Origin of the sequence: Azoarcus olearius, from assembly GCF_001682385.1 — a bacterium.
GTDB lineage: Bacteria > Pseudomonadota > Gammaproteobacteria > Burkholderiales > Rhodocyclaceae > Azoarcus > Azoarcus olearius.
In genome coordinates, this window is record NZ_CP016210.1 from 4,036,976 (window position 1) to 4,061,171 (window position 24,196).

26 protein-coding genes are annotated in these 24,196 nt (G+C 67.6%); 18 read left to right on the plus strand and 8 right to left on the minus strand.

Annotated features, from left to right (window positions below):
- Window positions 1-50 precede the first annotated feature (50 nt).
- The 3 genes from dqs_RS18455 to polA all read right to left on the minus strand — a co-directional run bounded on the left by dqs_RS18455 (window position 51) and on the right by polA (window position 6,145).
- Window positions 51-2,030 carry a glycosyltransferase family protein gene (locus dqs_RS18455; RefSeq protein ID WP_065341364.1) on the minus strand — a complete coding sequence of 660 codons (1,980 nt, stop codon included), beginning with the start codon at window positions 2,028-2,030 and terminating at the stop codon, window positions 51-53.
- Between the two features lie 77 nt (window positions 2,031-2,107).
- Window positions 2,108-3,103 carry a GDP-L-fucose synthase family protein gene (locus dqs_RS18460; protein ID WP_065341365.1) on the minus strand — a complete coding sequence of 332 codons (996 nt, stop codon included), beginning with the start codon at window positions 3,101-3,103 and terminating at the stop codon, window positions 2,108-2,110.
- Window positions 3,104-3,388: 285 nt separating this feature from the next.
- Window positions 3,389-6,145 carry a DNA polymerase I gene (gene polA, locus dqs_RS18465; RefSeq protein WP_011767322.1) on the minus strand — a complete coding sequence of 919 codons (2,757 nt, stop codon included), beginning with the start codon at window positions 6,143-6,145 and terminating at the stop codon, window positions 3,389-3,391.
- Between the two features lie 81 nt (window positions 6,146-6,226).
- Here polA and dqs_RS18470 point away from each other — a divergent pair, with 81 nt between their 5' ends.
- The 13 genes from dqs_RS18470 (at window position 6,227) to dqs_RS18530 (ending at window position 15,819) form a co-directional block, all read left to right on the plus strand.
- Window positions 6,227-6,949, plus strand: a complete 723-nt coding sequence (locus dqs_RS18470) for an LOG family protein (RefSeq protein ID WP_011767323.1) — start codon at window positions 6,227-6,229, stop codon at window positions 6,947-6,949.
- A gap of 119 nt (window positions 6,950-7,068) precedes the next feature.
- A complete protein-coding gene (locus dqs_RS18475) occupies window positions 7,069-7,392 on the plus strand; it encodes a DUF2782 domain-containing protein (RefSeq protein WP_011767324.1) in 324 nt (107 codons plus the stop codon).
- Entirely contained in the window at window positions 7,371-7,931 is a 561-nt protein-coding gene (locus tag dqs_RS18480) for a DNA-deoxyinosine glycosylase (RefSeq protein WP_084018677.1), read from the plus strand. Before dqs_RS18475 ends, dqs_RS18480 begins: the two co-directional genes overlap by 22 nt.
- Window positions 7,932-7,951: 20 nt before the next feature.
- The gene (locus dqs_RS18485) at window positions 7,952-8,905 is read left to right on the plus strand and encodes a homoserine kinase (protein WP_011767326.1); all 954 of its coding nucleotides are present in this window, start codon (window positions 7,952-7,954) and stop codon (window positions 8,903-8,905) included.
- A 94-nt stretch (window positions 8,906-8,999) separates the two neighbouring features.
- The gene (locus dqs_RS18490) at window positions 9,000-9,770 is read left to right on the plus strand and encodes a BPSS1780 family membrane protein (protein ID WP_011767327.1); all 771 of its coding nucleotides are present in this window, start codon (window positions 9,000-9,002) and stop codon (window positions 9,768-9,770) included.
- A 7-nt stretch (window positions 9,771-9,777) separates the two neighbouring features.
- On the plus strand, window positions 9,778-10,548 hold the full coding sequence (locus dqs_RS18495; RefSeq protein WP_065341366.1) for a BPSS1780 family membrane protein: 771 nt from the start codon (window positions 9,778-9,780) through the stop codon (window positions 10,546-10,548).
- Window positions 10,529-11,212 (plus strand): nicotinate-nucleotide adenylyltransferase, encoded by a 684-nt coding sequence (gene nadD, locus dqs_RS18500; protein WP_011767329.1) that lies wholly within the window; start codon window positions 10,529-10,531, stop codon window positions 11,210-11,212. The genes dqs_RS18495 and nadD overlap by 20 nt, the downstream gene beginning before the upstream one ends.
- A gap of 19 nt (window positions 11,213-11,231) precedes the next feature.
- The gene (rsfS, locus tag dqs_RS18505; RefSeq protein WP_011767330.1) at window positions 11,232-11,597 is read left to right on the plus strand and encodes a ribosome silencing factor; all 366 of its coding nucleotides are present in this window, start codon (window positions 11,232-11,234) and stop codon (window positions 11,595-11,597) included.
- Window positions 11,594-12,064, plus strand: coding sequence for a 23S rRNA (pseudouridine(1915)-N(3))-methyltransferase RlmH (gene rlmH, locus dqs_RS18510; RefSeq protein ID WP_065341367.1), 471 nt, complete (start codon window positions 11,594-11,596; stop codon window positions 12,062-12,064). The genes rsfS and rlmH overlap by 4 nt, the downstream gene beginning before the upstream one ends.
- Window positions 12,065-12,066: 2 nt before the next feature.
- Window positions 12,067-12,600: a peptide deformylase gene (gene def, locus dqs_RS18515; protein ID WP_065341368.1), complete on the plus strand. Its 534-nt coding sequence runs from the start codon at window positions 12,067-12,069 to the stop codon at window positions 12,598-12,600.
- Between the two features lie 66 nt (window positions 12,601-12,666).
- On the plus strand, window positions 12,667-13,287 hold the full coding sequence (locus dqs_RS18520) for a Maf family protein (protein WP_065341369.1): 621 nt from the start codon (window positions 12,667-12,669) through the stop codon (window positions 13,285-13,287).
- 112 nt (window positions 13,288-13,399) lie between these two features.
- Window positions 13,400-14,854, plus strand: a complete 1,455-nt coding sequence (gene rng, locus dqs_RS18525; protein ID WP_041642854.1) for a ribonuclease G — start codon at window positions 13,400-13,402, stop codon at window positions 14,852-14,854.
- An 8-nt stretch (window positions 14,855-14,862) separates the two neighbouring features.
- Complete coding sequence (locus dqs_RS18530; RefSeq protein WP_065341370.1) at window positions 14,863-15,819, plus strand: prenyltransferase; 957 nt, start codon at window positions 14,863-14,865, stop codon at window positions 15,817-15,819.
- Between the two features lie 14 nt (window positions 15,820-15,833).
- Here the strand turns inward: dqs_RS18530 and dqs_RS18535 are convergent, their stop codons facing one another.
- Window positions 15,834-16,199 carry a hypothetical protein gene (locus dqs_RS18535; RefSeq protein ID WP_011767336.1) on the minus strand — a complete coding sequence of 122 codons (366 nt, stop codon included), beginning with the start codon at window positions 16,197-16,199 and terminating at the stop codon, window positions 15,834-15,836.
- Window positions 16,200-16,346: 147 nt separating this feature from the next.
- Between dqs_RS18535 and dqs_RS18540 the strand changes: the two genes are divergently transcribed.
- The 3 genes from dqs_RS18540 to dqs_RS18550 all read left to right on the plus strand — a co-directional run bounded on the left by dqs_RS18540 (window position 16,347) and on the right by dqs_RS18550 (window position 18,949).
- A complete protein-coding gene (locus dqs_RS18540; protein WP_065341371.1) occupies window positions 16,347-17,063 on the plus strand; it encodes a response regulator in 717 nt (238 codons plus the stop codon).
- Complete coding sequence (locus tag dqs_RS18545) at window positions 17,063-18,163, plus strand: ATP-binding protein (RefSeq protein WP_065341372.1); 1,101 nt, start codon at window positions 17,063-17,065, stop codon at window positions 18,161-18,163. The genes dqs_RS18540 and dqs_RS18545 overlap by 1 nt, the downstream gene beginning before the upstream one ends.
- A 117-nt stretch (window positions 18,164-18,280) precedes the next feature.
- Entirely contained in the window at window positions 18,281-18,949 is a 669-nt protein-coding gene (locus dqs_RS18550) for an EF-hand domain-containing protein (RefSeq protein ID WP_084018680.1), read from the plus strand.
- Between the two features lie 31 nt (window positions 18,950-18,980).
- On the opposite strand, the gene gcvA is transcribed toward dqs_RS18550, so the two are convergent.
- On the minus strand, window positions 18,981-19,949 hold the full coding sequence (gene gcvA / locus dqs_RS18555; RefSeq protein ID WP_011767340.1) for a transcriptional regulator GcvA: 969 nt from the start codon (window positions 19,947-19,949) through the stop codon (window positions 18,981-18,983).
- A 114-nt stretch (window positions 19,950-20,063) separates the two neighbouring features.
- On the opposite strand from gcvA, the gene dqs_RS20865 reads away from it, so the two are divergent.
- Window positions 20,064-20,237, plus strand: a complete 174-nt coding sequence (locus dqs_RS20865; protein WP_157108217.1) for a hypothetical protein — start codon at window positions 20,064-20,066, stop codon at window positions 20,235-20,237.
- Between the two features lie 168 nt (window positions 20,238-20,405).
- Here dqs_RS20865 and dqs_RS18560 read toward each other — a convergent pair whose 3' ends face one another.
- From dqs_RS18560 to dqs_RS18570, 3 genes are all read right to left on the minus strand, one after another.
- On the minus strand, window positions 20,406-21,314 hold the full coding sequence (locus dqs_RS18560; protein WP_011767342.1) for an adenylate/guanylate cyclase domain-containing protein: 909 nt from the start codon (window positions 21,312-21,314) through the stop codon (window positions 20,406-20,408).
- Between the two features lie 141 nt (window positions 21,315-21,455).
- Window positions 21,456-22,028 (minus strand): DNA-3-methyladenine glycosylase I, encoded by a 573-nt coding sequence (locus tag dqs_RS18565; protein WP_011767343.1) that lies wholly within the window; start codon window positions 22,026-22,028, stop codon window positions 21,456-21,458.
- A 25-nt stretch (window positions 22,029-22,053) separates the two neighbouring features.
- Window positions 22,054-22,962, minus strand: coding sequence for a LysR substrate-binding domain-containing protein (locus dqs_RS18570; protein ID WP_011767344.1), 909 nt, complete (start codon window positions 22,960-22,962; stop codon window positions 22,054-22,056).
- Between the two features lie 89 nt (window positions 22,963-23,051).
- Between dqs_RS18570 and dqs_RS18575 the strand changes: the two genes are divergently transcribed.
- On the plus strand, window positions 23,052-24,164 hold the full coding sequence (locus dqs_RS18575; RefSeq protein ID WP_065341373.1) for an S-(hydroxymethyl)glutathione dehydrogenase/class III alcohol dehydrogenase: 1,113 nt from the start codon (window positions 23,052-23,054) through the stop codon (window positions 24,162-24,164).
- Window positions 24,165-24,196: the final 32 nt, after the last annotated feature.

Below are 24,196 nucleotides of genomic sequence, written 5' to 3' on the forward strand. Positions count from 1 at the left end.
AAATCGGGAGGCTCTCTTCTTTCAGGGAAATTAGCCGAGGCGGGAAAGCCCTAGCTGGCAAGACGCGTTTTGAGCAGTTGCAAGCGGCTTCGCAGGCCGCTGCTACGGATCAGACGCCATTGCATCGCCAGCCAGCGCGGGTTGAGGGCGCGGCGCGCCAACTGCGACAGGCTGCTGACAGGCAATGCGGCAGGTTGCGGAGCCGGCTCGCCGGCCACCGTTGCGACTGCGGGATGCGGACGCGGCCCGAAGCCGCAACGCAGTCGGAACACCTCGGGTGAGTAGTCGCGGATGATCTCGTTCTCGGCCGCCTCGTCCCAGGTGCGGGCCGGGAACTCCTGCTTCACGTCTATCACGATCGTTGCCGCAAGCTGCTGCTCGATCTCGTGATCGGCAACGAGCACGGCCAGAGGCCGGCCATCAAGGTAAGGCAATGCGAGTGCAATATCCTCACGGATCGCGGCCGTGCGGAACATGAAGCGACCGTACCCGGAAGGGCACAACCGGTCCACGTGCCCGAAATCCACCAGTTCGTGCACCTGATGGATGGGCGCCTCGCCGTTTTTCAGAATCGCCGCGGTTGCCGCACACCCGGCCCCCGGGTTGCGGCGGAGCGCGGCGGCCAGCGTGCTCACGTGGTTGGAGAACAGATGCTCGTTCGGGGCCACGAATACGAACGCCTCTGCATCGAGATCGCTGATCAACTCAAGCATGACCTCGCCCAACCGCCGCCGCCGACCGACACCGGAGCCGGGCTCGATCTCGGTAAACGCCACACGCCGCACGGCGAAGGGCACCGGTGACAGCGCCACGTGCGCAGCGATGTCCTCGGCGAACAACTCGGCCACTCGGGGCTCGACCACCAGCACAGGGTCCAGCGCCGCGTAATCCTGTACGCGCACGCTGTCGACATGCATGCGCAGTTGCGCCTCGGAATACTCCGGCATGAGCATGAAGAGCTTCACGCGTGCGCGTGCCGCGACATCCAGGCCGGCCCGCTCCGCCAACGCCTGCTTGCGCTCGAGCAAACCCTCATACAAGGCGCGCAGGTTGCCGATCAACGTGAACTTCTCACGGAAGATAGCTTGCGCACGCGCGATCATGCCCACCGCCTCATCGGGGTGACTGCGCGCCCACTCGAGATGACGCGTGACATCGGCCAGAATCTGCTCTGCCGAGACGCGGCTGTCGATGTAGAGCAGCGAATCTCCGAAGAACCGCCGCGCGAAGGGGTTTTCGTCGCAGATCACCAAAGCCCCCGCCGCGATGCTCTCGAACAGGCGGTTCGACATCAGGGCCGACTCCTTATGGGCCGCGGAGGACAGCACCAGTGCAATGCCGGCACGGGAGATTTCGTCGAGCATCGACACCCCGTCGAAGGGGACCTCCCGCACATAGCTCTGATAGCCCTCCCAGACCTTTACGCCCTGGAACACACGCGGCCCATAGATCCGCAGCAGGCCCGAGTCATCCAGGCGCTTCAGCACTTCCTGATGGCGCGACTTGCCTCCATTGATCGCCTCCCAGTTGATGCCTGCGTAGAAGAGCTTGCCGTCGCCCAGCGACGGTTCATGCACGATATCGGGGGTGGAGTGATAGAGACGGAAATGGGGGGGCAGGTGGGTGCCGGCCGAACGGATCATGCGCGACACATGATCGTCCGCCGCCTGCGAACTGCAACTGAGAAAATCGTCGTGCGTGGTGAGGTTGCGCGAGCACCGCTGGTAACCCCACTCGTGATAGAACTTCAGTGGGTTCCAAAGCGCAACGAAGGAAAACGCGTCATATAGCTTGGGCGTGTCGTAGTGCAGGTGAATGACGAAATCGACGTTGCTGCGGGACACCCGCCCGCCTCCGCCCGACAGCACAGTACCGTCGGCCAGCACTTCGATGCATTCGACCCCCAGGGCCGCAGCGGCGAGTTTCAGCCGTGCGATGCATTCGTCTTCGGCTGTCTTAATCTCGGGCCACAGTTTGACAACGGCAAAACGGCCGACAAGGCCAGTTGGAATAGCATACTCAGAGGACATCTTGGACGTTCCGGGGGGTCGGAAAAAAGGCGCGCGGTATCCTCCGCGCGGCGGCACGAACGAAGAGGGCAGCCGCCTCAGTCGCCGATGCGGGCGCGGCGCGCCGGATCTTCAAGAATCTGCATGAAATCCTGGTAGGCGCTGCGCAGGCCCAGTCGCTCGTCTACCTTCGGGACCCAGCCAAGCGCGCGGATGCGGCTGCTGTCGAGCAACTTGCGCATGGTGCCGTTCGGTTTGCTTGCGTCGTAGACGATGCGCCCCTTGAAGCCAACGACGTCAGCGATGATGGACGCCAGTTCCGAGATAGCAAGGTCGTGGCCACAGCCGACGTTGTAGAGATCGTGGGTGGTCGGCGCACGCATCACATACTTCATCGCATCCGCGAGGTCATCGACGTGCAGGAGTTCGCGACGCGGGGTTCCGTCGCCCCACACGACGAACTCGTCAGCCCCTTGCATCTTTGCCTCGTGCGCCCGCCGCAGGATGCCCGCCACTACATGGCTGTGCTGCGGGTGGTAGTTGTCCCCCGGCCCGTACAGGTTGGGCGGAATGACCGCAACGAAATTGCAGCCGTACTGGCGGCGATAGGCCGAACACATTTCGATTCCGGCAATCTTGCTAACGGCGTACGAACGGATGTTGGCATCGAGCGGCCCGGTCAGCAGGGCGTCTTCGGCGATGGGTTGCGGCGCCAGGGACGGATAGGTGCAGTTGGACGCCACGAAGACGAGCTTCTGTACGCCGCTTCGATAAGCGCCGTCGATGACGTTGCACTGAATCAGCAGGTTCTCGCGAACAAAGTCCGCGGGCAACGTCGCATTGGCATGGATTCCGCCTACCTTGGCGCCGATATGGAAGACAAGCTCGGGACGATTCGCTTCCATCCATGCGTAGACAGCAGCCTGGTTGCAGAGATCGACTTCTGCGCGTGTGGTGAGCAGTAGCTCGGCACCTTCGCCGGCAAGACTGCGAACCATTGCGGAACCGAGCATCCCTCGGTGCCCGGTCACCCAGATCCGCTTGCCCTCGAAGGAGGCAATCGTTCCATCCTGCTGGTTTTGAGTTGAAGCCATCGCTGAATTCCGTCAGTCAAATTTCTTTTGTTCGAAGCAGCCCGCATACCGGCCACAGCATGGACGACACCAGGGGTAAAGGGCGGGCCGGCCCTCCCCGGTCCCGCGCACTTGGCCTCACACGAGGCGCGCCGGCTTTCGTCACAAAGCGCATTATCTCACCTGCAACCTCCGCAGATGCTACCGCGCCGCACAAGCCTAGCAGCTAAGCGTTGCCATCCGGAATACGGCAAAAGGCTGAAACAAACATCGGCTCCGTCTGCGGACAGCCTGCAGACGGAGCCTTCAATGCGCCTCATCCCAGTTGTTTCCAACCCCCACTTCCACCAGCAGCGGGACCGAAAGTGCGGCGACGCCGCCCATGAGGCCCGGAAGCGCTGCGCGCAATGTCTCGACTTCCGCTACCGGCACCTCCAGTACCAACTCATCGTGCACCTGCAGCACCAGCCGCGACTTCAGTCCCGATGCCCTTAGCCAGCCGCTGACCGCGATCATCGCCTTCTTGATCAGATCCGCCGCGGTGCCCTGCATCGGCGCGTTGATTGCGGCCCGCTCCGCGGCCTGGCGGCGGCCGGCTTGTTGGGCGCGGATGTCGGGCAGGTGCAGGCGGCGGCCGAACACGGTTTCGACATAGCCCTTGTCCTTCGCTTCGGCCTTGATCCGTTCCATGTAGTCGGCCACGCCGGGATAGCGCGCGAAATAGCGGTCGATCCAGGCCTGCGCGGCGCCGCGTTCGATGCCGAGGTTCTTCGCGAGGCCGTGCGCACTCATGCCGTAGATCAGGCCGAAGTTGATGACCTTGGCGTAACGGCGCTGCTCGCTGCTGACCTCCGACGGGGCGACGCCGAACACTTCGGCGGCGGTAGCACGATGCACATCTTCGCCCTCCGCGAAGGCCTCGAGCAGGCGGGCGTCGCCCGACAGGTGGGCCATGATGCGCAGTTCGATCTGCGAGTAGTCGGCCGAGACGATGACATGGTCGCGCGGGGCGATGAAGGCGGCGCGAATGCGGCGCCCTTCCGCGGTGCGGATCGGGATGTTCTGCAGGTTGGGGTCGGTACTGGCCAGGCGGCCGGTGACCGCGGTGGCCTGCGAGAAGCAGGTGTGCACCCGGCCGGTCTTGGGGTTGACCATGCGCGGCAGTTTGTCGGCATAGGTGCTCTTCAACTTGGCGAGGCTGCGATGCTCCAGCAGCAGCTTGGGCAGCGGGTAGTCCTCGGCAAGCTGGGTGAGCACGTCCTCGTCGGTGGAGGGCTGGCCGGTGGCGGTCTTCTTGAGCACCGGCAGGGCGAGCTTGCCGAACAGGATCTCGCCGAGCTGCTTGGGCGAACCGAGATTGAACGGCTGCCCGGCAAGCACGTGGGCCTCCGCTTCCAGGCCGAGCAGGCGGCGGCCGAGTTCCTCGCCGTGCTGGGCGAGCAGGAAGGGGTCGATGAGGACGCCGGTGCGCTCCATCTCGAACAACACCTGCAGCGTGGGGAGTTCCACGTCGCGATACAGCGCCGCCAGCCGCGGCAGCGCTTCCACCTGGGGCCACAGCGTCTCGTGCAGGCGCAGGGTCACGTCGGCGTCCTCGGCGGCATAGGCGGCGGCGCAGTCCAGCGCCACTTCATCGAAGCCGATCTGCTTGGCGCCCTTGCCGCACACCTCGGTGTAGGGAATCGTGGTCAGGCCGAGGTGACGCTTGGCGAGCGAGTCCATGTCATGCGGCTTGTCGCTCTCGAGCACGTAGGATTCGAGCAGGGTGTCGTGGGTGATGCCGCCGAGGCGGATGCCGTGATTGAGCAGCACATGGGCGTCGTACTTCAGGTTCTGCCCAAGCTTTGCGTGGCGATCGGATTCCAGCCACGGCTTCAGCCGCGCCAGCACCTCGTCGAGCGGCAGCTGCTGCGGTACGTCGGTGCCGCGGTGGGCCAGCGGCAGATAGGCGGCTTCGCCCTGCGCCAGTGCGAAGGACATGCCAACCAGGCGCGCGCTCATCGGGTCCAGGCTGGTGGTCTCGGTATCGAATGCCACCAGCGGGGTGGCCTCCAGCCGCGCCACCCAGGTATCGAACTGCGCCCAGTCGAGCAGGGTGAGGTACCCCACGCGATGCGCGCCAGGCTCCGTTTGCGGCGGGTCCACCGGCTCGGTTTCAACCGCGGCGAAGTTGCGGCGCAGGCCGTTGCCCGCCGGCGCAGACCGCCCCGGCCGGTTGCCGTCGGCGATGTCCTGCAGCCAGCTGCGGAACTCGAAGCGTTCGTAGAGCGCCTTCAGGGCCTCGCGGTCGTCGTCGCGCGCCGGCAGTTCGTCCAGCGTCACCGGCAGCGGAATGTCCGTCGCCACCGTCACCAGCCGGCGCCCCAGCGGCAGGAACTCGAGGTGCTTGCGCAGGTTCTCGCCCACCTTGCCGCCGACCTTGTCGGCGCTGGCGACGAGCGCATCCAGCGTGCCGTACTCGGTCAGCCACTTCACCGCGGTCTTGGGGCCGCACTTCTCCACACCCGGCACGTTGTCCACCGTGTCGCCAACCAGGGCCAGGTAGTCCACGATGCGTTCCGGCGGCACGCCGAACTTGGCCGTCACCCCGGCTTCGTCCAGCACCTCCTCGCTCATCGTGTTCACCCAGCGCACACCGGGCCGCACCAGCTGGGTGAGGTCTTTGTCGCCGGTGGAGATCACGACCTCCCAGCCGCGCTCGACGGCCTGCCGGGTAAGCGTGCCGATGACATCGTCGGCCTCCACGCCATCCACCGATAGCAGCGGCCAGCCTTCGGCCTGGACCGCGGCATGCAGCGGCTCCACCTGCACGCGCAGGTCGTCCGGCATCGACGGCCGGTTGGCCTTGTAGTCCGGGTACCAGTCGTCGCGGAAGGTCTTGCCCTTGGCATCGAACACACAGGCGCGATACTCCGCCTTGTAGTCACTCTCCAGCCGACGTAGCATCGACAGCACCCCGCGGATGGCGCCAGTCGGCTCGCCGCGCGAATTACGCAGGTCGGGCAGCGCATGGAAGGCTCGATAAAGATAGCTGGAGCCGTCGACGAGCAGCAGGGTGGGCATCGTGGATTCCTGGCGGCGGGCCGGGACGACGGACGCACGCGAGCGTCATCCCGGCCGAGAACAAAGACAGTAGAGAAACGAATGACCGCGAAAGACAAGCTCTCCCACAGCCTGCAAGGCACCGCGCCGCGCTTCAACGCGCGCGAGTCCTGGCGAATCTTCGGAATTATGGCAGAGTTCGTCGAGGCGACCGAACGCCTCAATGCCATTCGCCCGGCGGTATCCATCTTCGGCAGTGCGCGCATTCCGCCCGACCACATGTACTACATGCTCACCGAGCAGATCGCCCGGCAGCTGTCGGATGCGGGCTTCTCGGTGATCTCCGGCGGCGGCCCGGGCATCATGGAGGCCGCCAACAAGGGCGCCTTCTTCGGCAAGAGCCCCTCGGTCGGCCTCAACATCCAGCTGCCGATGGAGCAGCAGGCCAACCCCTACCAGGACATCTCGCAGACCTTCCAGCACTTCTTCGCGCGCAAGTTCATGTTCGTGAAGTTCGCCGCCGCCTATGTGGTGATGCCGGGCGGTTTCGGCACGCTGGACGAGTTGCTGGAAGCGATGACCCTGATCCAGACCGGCAAGAGCCGGCGGATTCCGGTGATCCTGGTGCATGGCCCGTTCTGGCAGGGCCTGCTCGACTGGTTCCGCGACCGCCTGGTGGCCGAGCGCATGATCCATCCGGACGATCTCGATCTGGTCCAGGTGATCGACAAGCCGGAGGACGTGGTCGAAGCCATCTTCAAGCACTACGAAACCCGCGGCTTCCTGCCGCTGCCTGAAGAACATGAACTGATGCTCAACCTTTGAACCCGTTTCGGCCGCGGAACACCCCTGCGCGCGGTTGCACGGCGCCCGGCCGGGCCGGCGTCGGAAAGCGGCGCCCCTTGCCCACTGCTAGAATCCGCGCCCACTCAAGGAGAACCACCATGCGTCGCATCCTCGCCGCCGCGCTGTTCGCCGCAGCCCTGCCCGCCTTCGCCCAGCAGCCGCCCAAGCTCGAACCGATCCCCGAACCGCCGCCCCCGCCGCCGGGCATGACCGACACCGAAGAGCCGCAGGTCACCATCCGCAAGCGCGGCGAGGACGAAGTCACCGAGTACCGCGTACGCGGCAAGCTTTACATGGTGAAGGTGACCCCGCCGCACGGCGTGCCTTACTACCTCGTCGACAAGGAAGGCAACGGCCAGATGGTGCGCGACGACACCGCACCCACGCTCGCGGTGCCGATGTGGGTGATCAAGAGCTGGTAAGCAGCGCACCCGAGGTCCGCAGTTTTGCGCCGGTGTGGCGCAGCGATGCGCGCGTGCTCGTGCTTGGCAGCATGCCGGGCGTGGCCTCGCTGACGGCGGCGCAGTACTACGCCCATCCGCGCAATGCGTTCTGGACCATCATGGGCGCGCTGTTCGGCGCCGGGCCGGCGCTGCCCTACGCCGAACGCCTGCAGCGCCTCCTCGACGCCGGCGTCGCGCTCTGGGATGTCATTGCATCCTGCCGACGTCCTGGCAGCCTCGACAGCGCGATCGCACCCGACAGCGTCACCCCCAACGACCTGCCGGGACTGATTACCGCCTGCCCGGCACTGGAGCACCTGTTCTTCAACGGCACCGCGGCGGAAACCGCCTTCCGCCGCCACTTCGCGCGCGGCGACCGGCTGCGCGTGCTGCGACCTACACTGAAACTGCAGCGCCTGCCCTCCACCAGCCCCGCTCACGCCGCCCGCCCGCTCACCGAAAAACTGTCGGCCTGGGAAGCGGTCAGAGCAGCAGCGTCGGCCCACCCATCCGCCTGAACCCGCGCCCGGAAAACACCATGTCCGTATTCACCTCCGTGTCCGACGCCGAACTCGCCCGCTGGCTGCAGAACTACGCCATCGGTCGCCCGGTGGAGCTGCGCGGCATCTCGGCCGGCGTGCAGAACAGCAACTTCTTCGTCACCACCACGCTGGGCCGCTACGTGCTGACGCTGTTCGAAAGCATTCCGCGCGCCGAACTGCCGTACTACCTTCACCTGATGGCCCACCTCGCGCGCCATGGTCTGCCGGTGCCGGCACCGATCGCCAACCGCGACAACGAATACCTCGACACCCTCAGCGAGCGCCCCGCGGTGCTGGTGATGCGCCTGCCGGGCGTCTCGGTGATGGCGCCCGCGCTGCAGCACTGCGCCAAGGTCGGCGCGATGCTTGCCGGACTGCATCTTGCCGGCCAGTCCTACGGACGCCGCCAGGACAACCCGCGCGGCCCGGCCTGGCGAACTGCCACGGCCGAAGCGGTGAAGCGCTTCCTGCCCGCCGCGGAGCAGCGCCTGCTCGACGACGAACTCGCGTTCCAGCGCGGCGTGGACCTCGCGGCGCTGCCGGCGGGCGCCATCCATGCCGACCTCTTCCGCGACAACGTGCTGTGGGATGGCGAACACATCGGCGGCGTGATCGACTTCTACTTCGCGGGTTACGACGCCCTGCTGTTCGACGTCGCGGTCACCGTCAACGACTGGTGCACCGAGGCTGACGGCCAACTCGACCCGGCGCGCTGCGCGGCGCTGCTCGCGGCCTACCACGCCGAACGCCCGTTCACCCCCGCCGAACACGCCGCCTGGCCCGGCGTGCTGCGCGCCGCGGCGCTGCGTTTCTGGCTGTCGCGCGCGGCCGATTTCCATCTGCCGCGCGCCGGCGAGATGGTGCTGGTCAAGAACCCGGATGAGTACCGAGACATCCTGCGCCTGCGCATCGCCGGCGTGCCCGCACTCGATTGCGGCGCGGGGCTTTGAGCTTGCGATGCCCATCGGCTAGCATCCGGCCTCCGTACCCGTCCGCCCCCGCGGCCGGACTGCTCGCCCGCCCCGTTTCCAGGCCCTGCCGCCGATGACCCAACCCAATCACCACCGCCACCACCCGCTGCCCACTCCGGCGTCGGTCACCCCCGCGCAGGCCTTGCGCTGGCTGGCCACCGGCTGGCGCATCTTCACCGCCAACCCCGGCGTCTGGGTCGTCCAGGCGCTCATCCTGTTCGTCATCCTCGCCGCGCTCGGCTTCCTGCCCTTCCTCGGCTGGGCCGCGGCGCCGGTGGCTTTCCCGCTGCTGGTGGGCGGCCTGCTGGCCGGTGCGCACGCGGTCGAACAGGGCCAGACCCTGCGCATCGACCATCTCTTCGAGGGACTGCGCCGTCACCCGGGGAACCTGCTGATGGTGGGCGGCTTCCACCTGCTCGGCACGCTGATCGCGGCGGCGGTTGGCGGCAGCGCGCTCTTTGCGGGCGGCGCTGCGGCGGGCCTGGGCGGTGTCGGCTTTGCCGCGGGCGGACTGATGCTGGGCGTACTGGTCTTCTCGCTGCTTTCCGCGCTGCTGGTGATGGCGCTGAGCTTTGCGCCGGCGCTGGTCATGCTGCAGAACGTCGCCCCGCTGGACGCGATGAAGCTGTCCGCGCTGGCCTGTCTGCGCAACCTGCTCACCTTCGGCCTGCTCGCGGTGATGCTCTACGTGCTGGTATGGCTCGCACTCATTCCCGCCGGGCTGGGCATGCTGGTGCTGGTGCCGGTTCTCGCCGGCGCCCTGCTCGCGGCCTGGCGCGACACCTTCGCACAGGCGCCGGCGCTCGCCGCGCCCCTCCCCGGCGATCCTCCGCCGCACGCATAATCCGCCCATGCAAGCACGACAACTTCCCACCCCGCGCGGCTGGGCCTGGCTGCAGGAAGGCTTCAGGCTGTGGTGGCGCAATCCGGCGCTGCTCAGCTTCCTCGCCTTCGCCTACCTGCTGGTGCTGATCATCGTCAGCCTGTTCCCCTTCATCGGCCAGCCGATCGCCTCGCTGCTGATGCCGGTGCTGTCGCTCGGCGTACTGAACGGGTGCCGGGCCGTCGACCAGGGCCGCAAGGTCGGTCCGGACGTGCTGTTCTCCGGCTTCAAGAGCAACGTCCAGAGTCTGGTGACGGTGGGCGGCATCTACCTCGTCGCCAGCCTGCTGGTGCTGGTCCTCACCTCGCTGGTCGATCGTGGTGCGCTGCTGGAGGCGATGACCAGCGGGCGGATGGACGAACAGACCGCATCCAGCCCCAACGTCCTGTTCTCGCTGCTGGTCGCGCTGGCGCTGTCCACCCCGGTGATGATGGCCTACTGGTTTGCGCCGCTGCTGGCCGGCTGGTGGGGGCTGACCGCGCCCAAGGCGATGTTCTTCAGCTTTCACGCCTGCCTGCGCAACTGGCGGCCCTTTCTTGCCTACGCCCTGGCACTGATGCTGTTCGGCGCGCTGATTCCCGGCCTCATCGTCGGCGTGCTCGGCCTCATCTCGCCGACGCTGGCGACGCTGGTTTCGGTGCCGCTGCCGCTGATCCTGATCCCCGTGGTGTTCGCCAGCTTCTACTGCAACGCGCGCGACGTGTTCGACGTTCCGGCCAATGACGTCCCCAAGGGCTGAAGCCGGCTGCGGGCCACTGGGATTGCTCGGTGGTACCTTCGACCCGATCCACCTCGGCCACCTGCGGCTCGCCGAAGAGGCGCGCGAAGCGCTGACGCTGGACGGCGTGCGCCTGATCCCGGCGGGAGAACCGCCCCATCGCGCGGCGCCCAGCTCCACCGCGGCCGACCGCCTGGCGATGGCGCGCCTGGCGATCGCCGGCAACCCGCGGTTCGAGGTGGACGACGGCGAGGTCCGCGCCAGCCGCAAGAGCTACACCGTGCTCACGCTCGAACGTCTGCGCGCCGAACTCGGCGCCGACCGCCCGCTGGTGTTGATCCTCGGTGCCGATGCGTTCGAGGGCCTGCCGGGCTGGCACCGCTGGCAGGCGCTGTTCGACCTCGCCCACATCGCTGTGGCCAACCGGCCGGGCTACGCGCCTCATGGGCGCCGCTGGCCCGCGGTGCTGTCGGCCGAACTCGACGCCGCCTGCCGCGACCGCCACAGCACCGACCCGGCCGATCTGCGTGCAGCGCCCGCCGGACGCGTGATCGCCTTCGACATGACGCCGCTGGCGATCTCGGCGTCCCACATCCGCGACCTGATCGGCGCCGGCACCAGCCCGCGTTACCTGTTGCCGGATTCCGTTCTCGACTATATTGATTTACATCACCTCTACCGCTGAAAAGGCCACCAACCACCCGATGAAAACGCCCACGCTGCAGGAAACCGTCGTAGCCGCCCTGGAAGACATCAAGGCGCGCGACATCGAAGTCATCGACACCACCAAGCGCACCGCACTGTTCGATCGCATCATCGTTGCCAGCGCCGATTCCGGCCGGCAAACCCGCGCGTTGTCGCGCAACGTGCAAGACAAGGTCAAGGAAGCAGGCGGCCAGGTTGTCAGCGTGGAAGGCGAGGACACCGGCGAGTGGGTGTTGGTGGACCTGGGCGATATCGTGGTGCACATCATGCAGCCGGCCGTCCGCAGCTATTACAACCTCGAGGAACTCTGGGTCGCGCATCCCGCCAGCCGGCACAAGGCGGCGGAGGCCCGACAGGGCGAATGAAGCTGCTCGTGGTGGCGGTCGGCCACCGCATGCCGGCGTGGGTCGATGCCGGTTTCGATGAATTCGCGCGCCGCATGCCGCGCGAACTGCCGCTGCAACTGATCGAAGTGAAGGCTGAGCCGCGCACCAGCGGCAAGCCGGTGGAGGCGATGATGGCGGCGGAAGCTGCCCGCATCGAGGCCGTGCTGCCGCCCCGTTGCCGCCGCGTGGTGCTCGACGAGCGCGGCGGCGACCTCACGACGGTTGCCCTGGCGCGCCGGCTGGAGGCCTGGCAGGGCGAGGGCGAGGACGTCGCCTTCATCGTCGGCGGCCCCGACGGCCTGGCGCCCTCCCTCAAGGCCAGCGCGGCCGAATCCCTGCGCCTGTCCAGCCTCACGCTGCCGCATGCGCTGGTCCGCCCCCTGCTGGCAGAAGCGCTCTATCGCGCCTGGACCGTCACCCGCAATCACCCCTACCACCGCGAATAGCCATGATCCTCGACATCCTCCGCATGGGCGATCCCCGGCTGATGCGCGCCGCGCGCCCGGTCTGCGCGTTCGGTACCGACGAACTGCGCCGCATCGTCGCCGACATGGTCGAAACCATGCATGCAGCGGGCGGGGTCGGTCTTGCGGCGCCGCAGGTAGGCATCGACCTGCGGCTGGTGATCTTCGGCTTCGAACGCAGCGAACGCTACCCGGACGCGCCCCCGGTGCCCTTCACCGTGCTGGCCAACCCGGTGCTCACGCCCTTGTCCGACGAACTGGAAGAAGGCTGGGAAGGCTGCCTGTCGGTGCCGGGCCTGCGCGGCTGGGTGCCGCGCTTCCGCCACCTGCTTTACCGCGGCGCGGACATCGACGGCAAGCCGCTGGAGCGGCGGGTGGAGGGGTTTCATGCACGGGTGGTGCAACACGAGTGCGACCACCTTGACGGCATCCTGTATCCGGCCCGGATCAGCGACTTCAGCCGCTTCGGCTTCATCGACGCGCTGCCGGCGAACGATTCGGCGGCGGAAGAAGTCTGAACAGACGGTAACGACGAGCCCGCCCGGCCGGCTACAATTGCGCGTCATTCCCCGAATGCCTTTCACATGGCTGCCAGTACTCCCCGCATCTACCTCGCCTCGAAGAGCCCCCGCCGGCGCGAACTGCTGCGCCAGATCGGCGTGTCCTTCGACGTGCTGACCTTCCGCACCGGCGAACGCGGCGACGACGCCGACGTGGACGAAACCCCGTTCGACGGCGAAAGCGTCGAACACTACGTGGAACGGCTGGCCCTCACCAAGGCCGAAGCCGGTCTGCGACGCACGCTATGGCGCAAGCTGCCGCGCCAGCCGGTGCTGGCGGCGGACACCACGCTGGAGGTCGACGGCGACATCATCGGCAAGCCCGCCGACGCCGCCCACGCGCGCGCCATCCTGCAGCGCCTGTCGGGCCGCAGCCACCGTGTACTCACCGCGATCGCGGTCAGCGACGGGGCGCGCATCCGCAGCCTCACCTCGGTGAGCGAGGTGCGCTTTCGCCCCCTCGGCGACGACGACATCCGCCACTACATCGCCTCCGGCGAACCGATGGACAAGGCCGGCGCGTACGGCATCCAGGGCCGCGCGGCGATGTTCGTCGAGGAAATCCGCGGCAGCTATTCGGGCATCATGGGTTTGCCGCTGTTCGAAACCGCCCAGCTGCTGGAAGCCTTCGGCTATCCTCTCTAGCTGCGCCGCGGCCCGCGGGCGGCGGACGGGTAACGACGAGGCGTGGCGATGAGCCATGCGCAATGACAGCACCACGGCTGCCATTGCGCATTTCCCATTACCGCCTCGAACCATGAGCATCGAGTTCCTCATCAACTTCACCCCGCAGGAGACGCGGGTCGCCATCGTCGAACAGGGCGTCGTGCAGGAACTGCACGTCGAACGCACGGCCAGCCGGGGCATCGTCGGCAACATCTACCTCGGCAAGGTCGTACGGGTGCTGCCCGGCATGCAGTCCGCCTTCATCGAGATCGGCCTCGAGCGCACCGCCTTCCTGCATGTGGCGGACATCTGGAGCGACCGCCAGAACGGCGAAGCGGCAAAGCCGATCGAGCGCATCCTCGCCGAAGGCCAGAGCCTGGTCGTCCAGGTGCTCAAGGACCCGATCGGCACCAAGGGCGCCCGGCTCTCCACCCAGATCAGCATCGCCGGCCGGCTGCTCGTCTATCTGCCCCAGGAAAAACACATCGGCATCTCGCAGCGGATCGAGAACGAGACCGAGCGCGAGGCGCTCCGCGAGCGCCTGACCCGCCTCGTGCCCGCCGACGAACCCGGCGGCTTCATCGTGCGCACCATGGCCGAGTCCGCCTCGGACGACGAACTCGCCGCCGACATCGCCTACCTGCGCAAGCTCTGGAACGAGATTCGCAACAACAGCACCGGCGCCTTCCCGCCCAAGCTGCTGCATGAAGACCTTGGCTTGGGCCAGCGCGTGCTGCGCGACCTGGTCAACGAGGAAACCACGCGCATCCGCGTCGATTCGCGGGAAAACTTCCAGAAGCTCGCCGCCTTCGCGGCCGAATACAGCCCCAAGGTGCTGCCCTTGCTCGAGCACTACACCGGCGAGCGGCCGCTGTTCGACATCTTCAACATCGAAGAGGAAATCCAGAAGGCGCTCGCGCGCCGGGTGGATCTCAAGTCGGGGGGCTACCTGATCATCGACCAGACCGAGGCGATGACCACGGTCGACGTCAACACCGGCGGCTTCGTCGGCGCACGCAACTTCGACGACACCATCTTCAAGACCAATCTCGAGGCCACCCAGGCGATCGCCCGCCAGCTGCGCCTGCGCAACCTCGGCGGCATCATCATCATCGACTTCATCGACATGGAAAACGTCGAGCATCGCGAGATGGTGCTGGAGGAATTCCGCAAGGCGCTCGCGCGCGACCACACCAAGATGAGCATCAACGGCTTCACCGCGCTCGGGCTGGTGGAGATGACGCGCAAGCGCACCCGCGAGTCGCTGGCCCATCTGCTGTGCGAAGCCTGCCCCACCTGTGGCGGGCGGGGCGAGGTCAAGACCGCCCGCACCGTGGCTTACGAGGTCCTGCGCGAACTGCTGCGCGAAGCCCGCCAGTTCAATGCACGCGAATTCCGCGTGCTCGCGGCGCCCAACGTCATCGACCTGTTCCTCGACGAGGAAAGCCAGTCGCTGGCGATGCTGTCGGACTTCATCGACAAGAAGATCTCGCTGCACCCCGAGGCGAGCTACACCCAGGAACAGTTCGACATCGTGCTGCTGTAAGGCGTCTTGTGCGTACTCCCGCCGAACCCCGCGCCGACAGCGGCCAGCCACGCGCGCTCGTCCTCCTCGCCGCTACCCGCCCGGCCTTTCTGTCGATCACGCTGGTCGGCTGCCTGATCGGGCTGGCGAGCGCCGCCGGCAGCGGCGTGGCGGTCGACGCCTGGAGCGCGGCGCTGACGGTCCTGGCCGCGCTGCTTGCGCACGCCGGCGCCAATGTCGTCAACGACTATCACGACGCGCGCAGCGGTGCCGACGAGGCCAACCGGAACCGGCTTTTTCCGTACACCGGCGGCAGCCGCTTCATCCAGAACGGCGTGCTCGGCGTGCGTGAAACCGGCCGGTTCGGCCACGCCCTGCTCGCGCTCGTCGTGCCTGCCGGGCTGTGGCTGGCGTGGCATGCGGGGGCGGGTCTGCTGGCGATCGGCGCCGCGGGTCTGCTGCTCGGCTGGGCGTATTCCGCGCCGCCGCTGGCCCTGATGAGTCGGGGGCTGGGCGAACTCGCGATCGCCGCGGCGTGGCTGCTGGTGGTGGTGGGGGCGGATTATGTGCAGCGGCGCGCGTTCAGCCCGCTGCCCGCAATGGCCGGGCTGTCATACGCGCTGCTGGTCGCCAGCCTGCTGTTCATCAACCAGTTTCCCGACCACGACGGCGACGCTGCCGCGGGCAAGCGCACGCTGGTCGTCCGGCTGGGGCCCGACACCGCCAAATGGGCCTACCTGCTGATCGCCATCGTGGCCTACGGCTGGCTGGTAGCAATGGTGGCGGTGGAACGGCTGCCGCAGAAAGCGGGGGCTGCGGCGCTGACGCTGGTGTTCTCGTTTTCGGCCGCACGGGAACTGCTGGCCCATGCCCGGCAGCCGGACGAACTGGAAGGGGCGATCAAACGGACCATCCTCGCGGCCAACCTGCACGGTCTGGCGCTTGCCGCGGCGCTGGCCTTTGCGGCCTGGCCCCGCCGCGGCTGACCTGGAGCTGCCGCCTAGTTGCTGCTGCCGCCGCAGGCGTGAAGGCTGGTGTCGCGCCCGCACTGGTGGAAGTTGCCGAGCGGACGATAGAAGGTGTACTCCAGCGGATCGACCACCCAGTCACGCCCGGTTTCGCCCACGGTGCCGGTGGGAATCGTGAACGGCAGCGCGATCACGAAGCCTGCGGCGCCGAGGACCGATGCGATGAGGCTGAAGGGGCGCACGATGAACAGGTCGGCCGCCTTGTCGCCACCGCGATCGCCGGTAATTGTCTCGTCGACCTGCGCAAATGCCGGCGCGGCCGGCGCCAGCAGGGACGCCGCCAGGGCGAGGGCAAGGGCGCGGTTGCGCAGAGGCTGCTTCGAACGCTGGCTCTTCATGTTCTTCTCCCGTATGGATGTCGTCCGGCGCGTCCGCTCCCGCTTGCCATGACAGGCGCGGCCTGATGTATCCGGATCACTACAAAGCAGACAAGCAGGATACAAGACGATCGCCGACAATTCACCGTCTTTCGCTTGCCGCCTGTCATGAGCCACCAGATTCTCATTGTCGATGACGACCCGCAGATCCGCAGCCTGCTGGCCGACTACCTCGACAATTTCGGCTTCGCCTGCCGCGCGGTCGGCGACGCCACCGCAATGCGCGCCGCGCTGGCGGCCCGTCCGGCGGACCTCGTCATCCTCGACCTGATGCTGCCCGGCGAGGACGGCCTCAGCCTGTGCCGCACGCTGCGCACCCATGGCGACATCCCGATCATCATGCTCACCGCGCGGGCAGAGGCGGCCGACCGCATCGTGGGCCTCGAACTCGGCGCCGACGATTACGTGGTCAAGCCCTTCGACCCGCGCGAACTGGTCGCCCGCATCCACACCATCCTGCGCCGCGCCGCCGCGGCGCGGCAGGCACCGGCTGCCGAGGCGAACGGCGCGGGCGAAATCGCCTTCGCCGGCTGGCAACTCAATCCGCTCACGCGCGTGCTGACCTCGCCCGAACGCCTCGCCATTCCGCTCTCCAATGCGGAATTCCGCCTGCTGTGGGTCTTCATCGAGCGGCCGCGCTGCGTGCTCAACCGCGACCAGCTGCTCGATGCCGCGCGCGGTCGCGCCGCCGAAGCCTTCGACCGCAGCATCGACCTGCTGGTATCCCGGCTGCGGCAAAAGCTGCAGGAAGACCCCCGTCTGCCCAAGCTGCTGAAGACGATCCGCGGCGAGGGCTACCTGTTCGATACCGAGGTGGTGCGCTGATGCGGGTACTCCGCCGGCTGCGCCCGCTGCTGCCGGATTCGCTGTTCGGCCGCCTGTTCGGCATGGTGGTGGTGGCGGTGCTCGCCAGCCACCTGGTCACCACGCTGCTGTTCCTGCTGGTGATCGACGATCGCCACTTCGCCCCCCCGCCGCCGCCGCGCATGGCCCCGCTGGCGCCGACACCGGACGGCACGCTGCCGCTCCCGCGGCCACGCCACGATGGGCCGCGGCTGCCGCCGCCGTTCGGGCTGTGGCTGGGGCTTGCAACCCAGATCGCGGCGCTGACGCTCGCCGCGTGGTATGGCGCCCGCCTGCTCGCGCGCCCCATCCAGCAACTGGCCGACGCCGCCGAGCGCCTCGGCGACAACCTCAACAGCCCGCCGATCGACGAGCGCGGCCCGCGCGAGGCGCGGCTCGCCGCGCGCGTGTTCAACCGCATGCAGGACCGCATCCGCGCCCAGCTGGAAGAACGCGATCGCTTCCTGGCCGCGGTATCGCACGACCTGCGCACCCCGCTGACACGCATGAAGCTGCGCGTGGAAACCCTCGCCGCGAGCGGCGAGGGCGAAGCCCACCGGCGCCTGCGCGAGGACATCGGCGAGATGGCGAGCATGCTCGACGCGACACTGAACTACCTGCGCGGCGAGGCGCACAGCGAAGCCTGGCAACGGCTGGACATCCAGGCGCTGGTCGACTCGGTGGCGGAGGATGCACGCGAAAAGGGCGGTGAAGTCGCGGTGAGCGGCAGCGCGCAAGCGATCGAAGGGCTGCCGCATGCCCTGCGCCGCTGCCTCGACAATCTGGTGGACAACGCCGTGCGCTACGGCGAGCGGGCGACGATCACGCTGTGCGACAGCCCGACCGCGCTGCTCATCGAAATCCGCGACGCCGGACCCGGCATTCCGGAAAACCGCCTCGCCCAGGTGATGGAGCCCTTCGTGCGGCTGGAGCCTTCGCGCAATCGCGATTCGGGCGGCGTCGGCCTCGGGCTGTCGATCGCGCGCGATACGGCACGGCGCAACGGCGGCGAACTCAGCCTGCGCAATGCGCCCAGCGGCGGGCTCGTGGCCCGCCTGACGCTGCCGCGGCGCGAGGCCTGAAGCCCTGTATCGGAACCGTTACCAAGCGGACAAACCGCGGCGACATGCACGGCCTAGATTGACGCCACTGCCGCCCCGCCCGGGCGGGAATCCGTCGCAAACGACCAGGAGCCTCTCATGACCAGCGCCATTGGCAGCAGCACCTCGAGCTACACCGCGTGGGCCACCACCAGCGCCCCCCGCCGCCCCGACCCCGCCGCGATGGCGGAAAACCTGTTCTCGGCGCTCGACACCTCGGGCCAGGGCTACCTGCAGCAGACCGACTTCGAAAGCGCGTTCAGCCAGCTCGGCATCGACGACAGCGACGCTGCGAGCGCCGAGGAACTGTTCAGCGCGCTGGATGCCGACGCGGACGGCAAGCTCACGCAGGACGAGTTGTCGTCGAGCATGCAGAAGCTGGCCGACCAGCTCGACAGCCAGTTTCACCAGATGCGGATGAGCGCGGGCGGCATGCCGCCGCCCCCGCCACCGGGCGCTGGCGAAGACCAGGGCTTCACCCAGGATGAACTCGAAAGCATGGCGAGCGAAATCGGCTCGACCGACAGCAAACGCTCCAGCCTGATGAACAGCATCGCCAGCAACTTCGAGGCTGCCGATGCCGATGGCGATGGCCGCGTCACCGCGAGCGAGGCCCGCGCCTACGAGGAGAGCACTCACACCACTGGCACCGCCACCGCCTCCACCGGCAGCGAGAACCTCCTGATGAAACGCATCATGCAGTTGGCCGCCGCATATGGCGATAACGCAAGCGGTACGCTCAGCGCACAGGTGTCCGTCACCGCCTGAGCCCTGCCGGGGCGGGGCGCAGCCACCCGCGCTAACCGGGTTCGGCCACCGCCCCCGCGTCGGTGCCCGCTTCCTGCAGCAACCAGTCGCGAAACGCCGCCACCGCCGGAGTTTCGGCCAACGCCGGCGGCATGACCAGATAGTAGGCGAGGCGCGCCACCAGCCCCTGCTCGAACGGCGCCGCGAGGCGGCCGTCGGCCAACTCCGCCGTGACCATCGGCTTGGGCACCAGCGCCACCCCGAGGCCGTCCGCGGCGGCGGCGATCGCCAGCCCGGGGTCGGCGAAATGCAGGCCCGGAATCCGGTCAGCGTCGGGCACGCCCGCCGCGGCCAGCCAGTCGGCCCAGGTGGCGCGCTGATGGCCTTCGCCGATCGTGTCGTCGTGAATCAGATGGTGATAGCGCAGGTCCGCGGGCTGGCGCAGCGGTAGCTTGGCCTGGAGCAGGCGCGGGCTGCACACCGGGGTGTATACAGGGCGCAGCAGCAGTTCGCTGCGAAAACCGGGATAGCGCCCCGCTCCGAACCGTATCCACAGTTGCTGGCGGCGGCCGCGCATCTCCTGCCCCCCGCCTTCGCGCTCGCTCGCGCCGTCGATCGCCCCGAGCGCACTCGCCAGATGCAACTCCACACCGGGCCACGCCGCGTAAAAGCGATGCAGGCGCGGGACCAGCCAGCGCGAGGCGAAGGACGGCGGCGCCACCACGTCCACCCGTCCCGCCGCATGGCGGCCCACCTCGCGCACGCGCTCCACCGCGGCGACGAAGCAGTCCAGCCCTTCGGCGATCTTGGGGCGCATCGCCTCACCGGCCGCGGTCAGTTCGAGCGCGCGCGGCAGGCGGCGGAACAGGGCGACGCCGAGCACTTCTTCCAGCCCGCGGATCTGGTGGCTGATCGCCGTCGGCGTGACCGCCAGTTCCTCGGCCGCGCGCTTGAAACTGAGATGGCGTGCCGCGGCTTCGAAAGCGCGCAGGGCGGTCAGGGGCGGAAGTCGGGCGGGCATATAGATGAGTTTTTCTCTTCTGTCGGGTGACGAAAGATCGTTTGTTGCAGCGCAGCACCCTCACTATAGTTCAAACCGTCCACACGGCGGACGCCTTACCAGGAGCATCAAAAAATGCGCAACGACTCCCTCGACTACAGCGCGCTCATCAGCGGCGCTTATCGGCAGCGCAACCAGGTCGTCGGCGACATGATCGCCGCGGCTTGCCACCGCATCGCCGCGCTCTTCGCCCAGGCTGGCAAACAACGCTCCGCGGCGCCCCAACCGCGACATGGCGTTGCCGCCTGATCGCAGCGCGACAGGACGCACCCCAACCCCTCCCCATCCCGGAATCAAATACGGCCACGCGCCCCTCTCCCCGCGCGGCCGATAAACGGGAAAAGCAGCAAGCAGGCCCGCCTCGTGCGGGCCTTGTCATGTGTAGCGGTGAAACAGCGTCGCGGCAGGTAGGCCGGTTCAGGCCTCGTCGATGACCTGGAAAGTGAGCGTAGGCGCGGTGAAATCGTCCGGCGTGGCGCCGAGTCCGATCTCGCCCTGGCCGTGCAGCATGCAGCTGTCGCGCTTGAGCATGACCGGCGCCGGCGAACCGGCGAAACGCACCCAGGTGCCGTTGCTGCTGAAGTCGGTGAGCAGGCACTGCCCGCTCGCCCACTCGATGCGCGCGTGGCGGCGCGACACCCGCGGATCGTTGATGACGAAGCGCGCGCCCTCGCCGCGGCCCAGCACCAGCGGACCATCCGTGGGGCTCAGCTCCAGATGCTGGTCGAGACGGTCGAGGTCCAGGCGGCGGACGCCACGGCTTTGCGCCTCCAGCATCGCGATCGGCACGGTCAGCGTGCTTTCGGCGGTGCGCGTCCAGTCGATGCGCCACACCCGCAGCGGCTCGGTCTTGCCCTTGATGATGATGCGGTCGAGGCTGCTGCAGGCCATCTGCAGCGCCGGCGGCAACGAGACGAAGACGCTTTCGGCGACGAGGATCTCGTTGGTCTGCGCGCGGTCGGCAAGGCGGGAAGCGACATTGACCGCGTCGCCATAGCAATCGCCGTCGTGTTCGACGATGGCCCCCGCTGCCAGCCCGATCTTGACGCCGAGCGGTGTCACCCGGTTCTGGCCGACGTTGAGGTCATGCAGGATGTCCTGCGCGCGCGAACAGGATTCCACCGCGCCGATCGCGTCGTCGAACAAGGCGAGCACACCGTCGCCGAGGAACTTGACGACCCTTCCGCCCGAACGGCCGAGGTGGGAACCCAGCGCCTGCGTGCAGCGCGTGACGACATGCGTAGCCGCGACATTGCCGGCCGATTCGAACAAACCGGTGCTGCCTGTGAGATCGGCAAAGACGACGGTCCTGACCGACTGGTCCACGCAAGTCCTCGTTCGGGAAACAATTAATGGGATACCGCGACTTCGGCACTTGACCCCGGCCGCCAGTCGGGTACTGGATGCTAACACTCCGGTCCGCCGCCGTCATCGTTGGCGCCGCGGCTGCCGCCGGCGCGGTGAGGATCAGTCCGGTCCGCCGAGCGCGCGATAGCGGTGGCAGCCGGCGACGTGGTCGTTCACCATCCCCACCGCCTGCATGAAGGCATAGCAGATCGTAGACCCGACGAACTTGAAGCCGCGCGCCTTCAGCGCCTTGCTCATGGCGTCCGACTCCGGGGTCGAGGCCGGCACCTCGGCCAGGCTCTGGCGTCGGTTCTGCAGCGGCTGACCGCCGACGAAACCCCACAGCCAGTCGACCGGATCAAGGCCCGCCGCCTGCAGCGCGAGCCAGGCACGGGCGTTGATTACCGCGGCATCCACCTTGGCGCGGTTGCGGATGATGCCGGGATCGGCCAGCAGCGCCGCCTTCTTCGCGTCGTCGTAGGCCGCGATGGCGCGCGGGTCGAAACCGTCGAACACCTCGCGGTAGCGTGCGCGCTTTTTCAGCACGGTGATCCACGACAGCCCCGCCTGCGCGCCTTCGAGCAGCAGGAATTCGAACAGCACGCGCGGATCGCGCACAGGCACGCCCCACTCCTCGTCGTGATAGGCGACATACAAGGGCTCCTGCCCGACCCAGCCACAGCGTTCCACCATCTGCACACTCCTGTTTATGCGGGCGTCAAGCGTACTCCGGGCGCCGGGCCAGCGCCACGCGCAGGTGTTCGACCATCATCCGCACCTTGGGCGACAGGTAGCGCTGCTGCGGAAACAGCGCCCACACCGCGGTATGAGGCGGCTGGTAGGCGGTGAGGAGCGCGCGCAGGCGACCCTCGCGCAGATGTTCGAGCACGTAATAATCCGGCAGCTGGGCGAGGCCGAATCCGCGCAGCGCGGCATCGAGCACCGCCTCGCCGCTGTTGCAGCGCCAGTTGCCCTGCACACGCAAAAAGTGCTCGCGGCCCTGGTCCTGGAACACCCAGGTATCCGCGCTGCCAAGCAGGCAGTCGTGCCCGGCAAGCTCGGCCAGCGTCTGCGGCGTGCCGCGGCGGGCGAGGTAGGACGGTGCCGCGCACAGATACATCACGCGCGGCGCAATGCGGGTTGCGACCAGGCTGGAGTCGGTGAGGCGGCCGAGGCGGATCGCAAGGTCGTAGCCCTCGCGCACGATGTCCAGCATCGCGTTGGTGAGTTCGATCTCGACCCGCAGCTCGGGATAGCGTTCGATGAAGTCGTTTACCAGCGGCACGATGAAGCGTTCGCCGTAGGTCACCGCACAGGTCATGCGCAGCAGCCCCTTGGGCGCGCCCCCGAGATCCTGCACCGCGTGCAGCGCCTCGTCGAAGCCGTCCTGCAGGCGCCGGCAGTGCTGCAGGAAGACCTGCCCGGTTTCGGTCAGGCTGACGCGCCGCGTGCTGCGGTAGAACAGCCGTGCCTGCAGGCGTTCCTCCAGCCGCGCCACCTGACGGCTGACGTGCGAGGTGGACACGCCAAGTCGCTCGGCCGCGCCGCCAAAGCTGCCGCAGTCGGCCACCGCAACAAAGGCCTCCAGCCCGTCCCAGCGATTGGCCGGGGAATCAATATTGCTCATCAGCAAGAATGTTTTGCCAAAGCACGCATTATCCCCATGCAGCCGTTTTCTAGAATAGTTGCCCTGCGCATCCAACCGAGAACATCGACATGATCAAATCCCGCGCCGCCGTCGCCTGGGGCCCCAACCAGCCGCTCGAAATCACCGAGGTGGACGTCGCCCCGCCCAAGGCCGGCGAGGTGCTGGTGCGCATCGTCGCTACCGGCGTCTGTCACACCGACGCCTTCACGCTGTCCGGCGCCGATCCGGAAGGCATCTTCCCGTCCATCCTTGGCCACGAGGGTGGCGGCATCGTCGAGGCGATCGGCGAAGGCGTGACCTCGGTCGCGGTCGGCGACCACGTGATCCCGCTGTACACGCCGGAATGCGGCAAGTGCAAATTCTGCCTGTCGGGCAAGACCAACCTCTGCCAGGCGATCCGCGCAACCCAGGGCAAGGGCCTGATGCCGGACGGCACCAGCCGCTTCTCCAAGGACGGCAAGCCCATCTTCCACTACATGGGCACCTCCACCTTCTCCGAATACACCGTGCTGCCGGAAATCTCGGTCGCCAAGATCCAGAAGGAAGCGCCGCTCGACAAGGTCTGCCTGCTCGGTTGCGGCGTCACCACCGGCATCGGCGCGGTGCTCAACACCGCCAAGGTCGAACCCGGTGCCACCGTGGCGGTGTTCGGGCTGGGCGGCATCGGCCTGTCGGCGATCATCGGCGCGGTGATGGCCAAGGCCTCGCGCATCGTCGCGGTCGACATCAACCCGGACAAGTTCGAGATCGCCAGACAGCTCGGCGCCACCGATTTCATCAACCCCAAGGACTACGACCGGCCGATCCAGGAGGTCATCGTCGAACTCACCGACGGCGGCGTGGATTACTCCTTCGAGTGCATCGGCAACACCAACGTGATGCGCTCGGCGCTGGAGTGCTGCCACAAGGGCTGGGGCGAATCCATCATCATCGGCGTCGCCGGCGCCGGCCAGGAAATCTCCACCCGCCCCTTCCAGCTCGTCACCGGCAGGGTGTGGCGCGGCTCGGCCTTCGGCGGCGTGCGCGGCCGCACCGAGTTGCCCAGCTACGTGGCGAAGGCGCAGACGGGCGAGATTCCGCTCGACACCTTCATCACCCACCGCATGGGGCTGGAAGACATCAACAAGGCCTTCGACCTGATGCACGAAGGCAAGAGCATCCGCTCGGTCATCATCTACTGATACAGGTAAACGGGCGTCCGCGCCCGGCACCG

Excerpts from the sequence above, each read along its gene's own strand:
- dqs_RS18455 (WP_065341364.1), bottom strand. The coding sequence starts at position 2,030 with ATGTCCTCTGAGTATGCTATTCCAACTGGCCTTGTCGGCCGTTTTGCC.
- dqs_RS18460 (WP_065341365.1), bottom strand. The coding sequence starts at position 3,103 with ATGGCTTCAACTCAAAACCAGCAGGATGGAACGATTGCCTCCTTCGAG.
- polA (WP_011767322.1), bottom strand. The coding sequence starts at position 6,145 with ATGCCCACCCTGCTGCTCGTCGACGGCTCCAGCTATCTTTATCGAGCC.
- dqs_RS18470 (WP_011767323.1), top strand. The coding sequence starts at position 6,227 with ATGACCGCGAAAGACAAGCTCTCCCACAGCCTGCAAGGCACCGCGCCG.
- dqs_RS18475 (WP_011767324.1), top strand. The coding sequence starts at position 7,069 with ATGCGTCGCATCCTCGCCGCCGCGCTGTTCGCCGCAGCCCTGCCCGCC.
- dqs_RS18485 (WP_011767326.1), top strand. The coding sequence starts at position 7,952 with ATGTCCGTATTCACCTCCGTGTCCGACGCCGAACTCGCCCGCTGGCTG.
- dqs_RS18490 (WP_011767327.1), top strand. The coding sequence starts at position 9,000 with ATGACCCAACCCAATCACCACCGCCACCACCCGCTGCCCACTCCGGCG.
- dqs_RS18495 (WP_065341366.1), top strand. The coding sequence starts at position 9,778 with ATGCAAGCACGACAACTTCCCACCCCGCGCGGCTGGGCCTGGCTGCAG.
- nadD (WP_011767329.1), top strand. The coding sequence starts at position 10,529 with ATGACGTCCCCAAGGGCTGAAGCCGGCTGCGGGCCACTGGGATTGCTC.
- rsfS (WP_011767330.1), top strand. The coding sequence starts at position 11,232 with ATGAAAACGCCCACGCTGCAGGAAACCGTCGTAGCCGCCCTGGAAGAC.
- rlmH (WP_065341367.1), top strand. The coding sequence starts at position 11,594 with ATGAAGCTGCTCGTGGTGGCGGTCGGCCACCGCATGCCGGCGTGGGTC.
- def (WP_065341368.1), top strand. The coding sequence starts at position 12,067 with ATGATCCTCGACATCCTCCGCATGGGCGATCCCCGGCTGATGCGCGCC.
- dqs_RS18520 (WP_065341369.1), top strand. The coding sequence starts at position 12,667 with ATGGCTGCCAGTACTCCCCGCATCTACCTCGCCTCGAAGAGCCCCCGC.
- rng (WP_041642854.1), top strand. The coding sequence starts at position 13,400 with ATGAGCATCGAGTTCCTCATCAACTTCACCCCGCAGGAGACGCGGGTC.
- dqs_RS18535 (WP_011767336.1), bottom strand. The coding sequence starts at position 16,199 with ATGAAGAGCCAGCGTTCGAAGCAGCCTCTGCGCAACCGCGCCCTTGCC.
- dqs_RS18540 (WP_065341371.1), top strand. The coding sequence starts at position 16,347 with ATGAGCCACCAGATTCTCATTGTCGATGACGACCCGCAGATCCGCAGC.
- dqs_RS18545 (WP_065341372.1), top strand. The coding sequence starts at position 17,063 with ATGCGGGTACTCCGCCGGCTGCGCCCGCTGCTGCCGGATTCGCTGTTC.
- dqs_RS18550 (WP_084018680.1), top strand. The coding sequence starts at position 18,281 with ATGACCAGCGCCATTGGCAGCAGCACCTCGAGCTACACCGCGTGGGCC.
- gcvA (WP_011767340.1), bottom strand. The coding sequence starts at position 19,949 with ATGCCCGCCCGACTTCCGCCCCTGACCGCCCTGCGCGCTTTCGAAGCC.
- dqs_RS20865 (WP_157108217.1), top strand. The coding sequence starts at position 20,064 with ATGCGCAACGACTCCCTCGACTACAGCGCGCTCATCAGCGGCGCTTAT.
- dqs_RS18565 (WP_011767343.1), bottom strand. The coding sequence starts at position 22,028 with ATGGTGGAACGCTGTGGCTGGGTCGGGCAGGAGCCCTTGTATGTCGCC.
- dqs_RS18570 (WP_011767344.1), bottom strand. The coding sequence starts at position 22,962 with ATGAGCAATATTGATTCCCCGGCCAATCGCTGGGACGGGCTGGAGGCC.
- dqs_RS18575 (WP_065341373.1), top strand. The coding sequence starts at position 23,052 with ATGATCAAATCCCGCGCCGCCGTCGCCTGGGGCCCCAACCAGCCGCTC.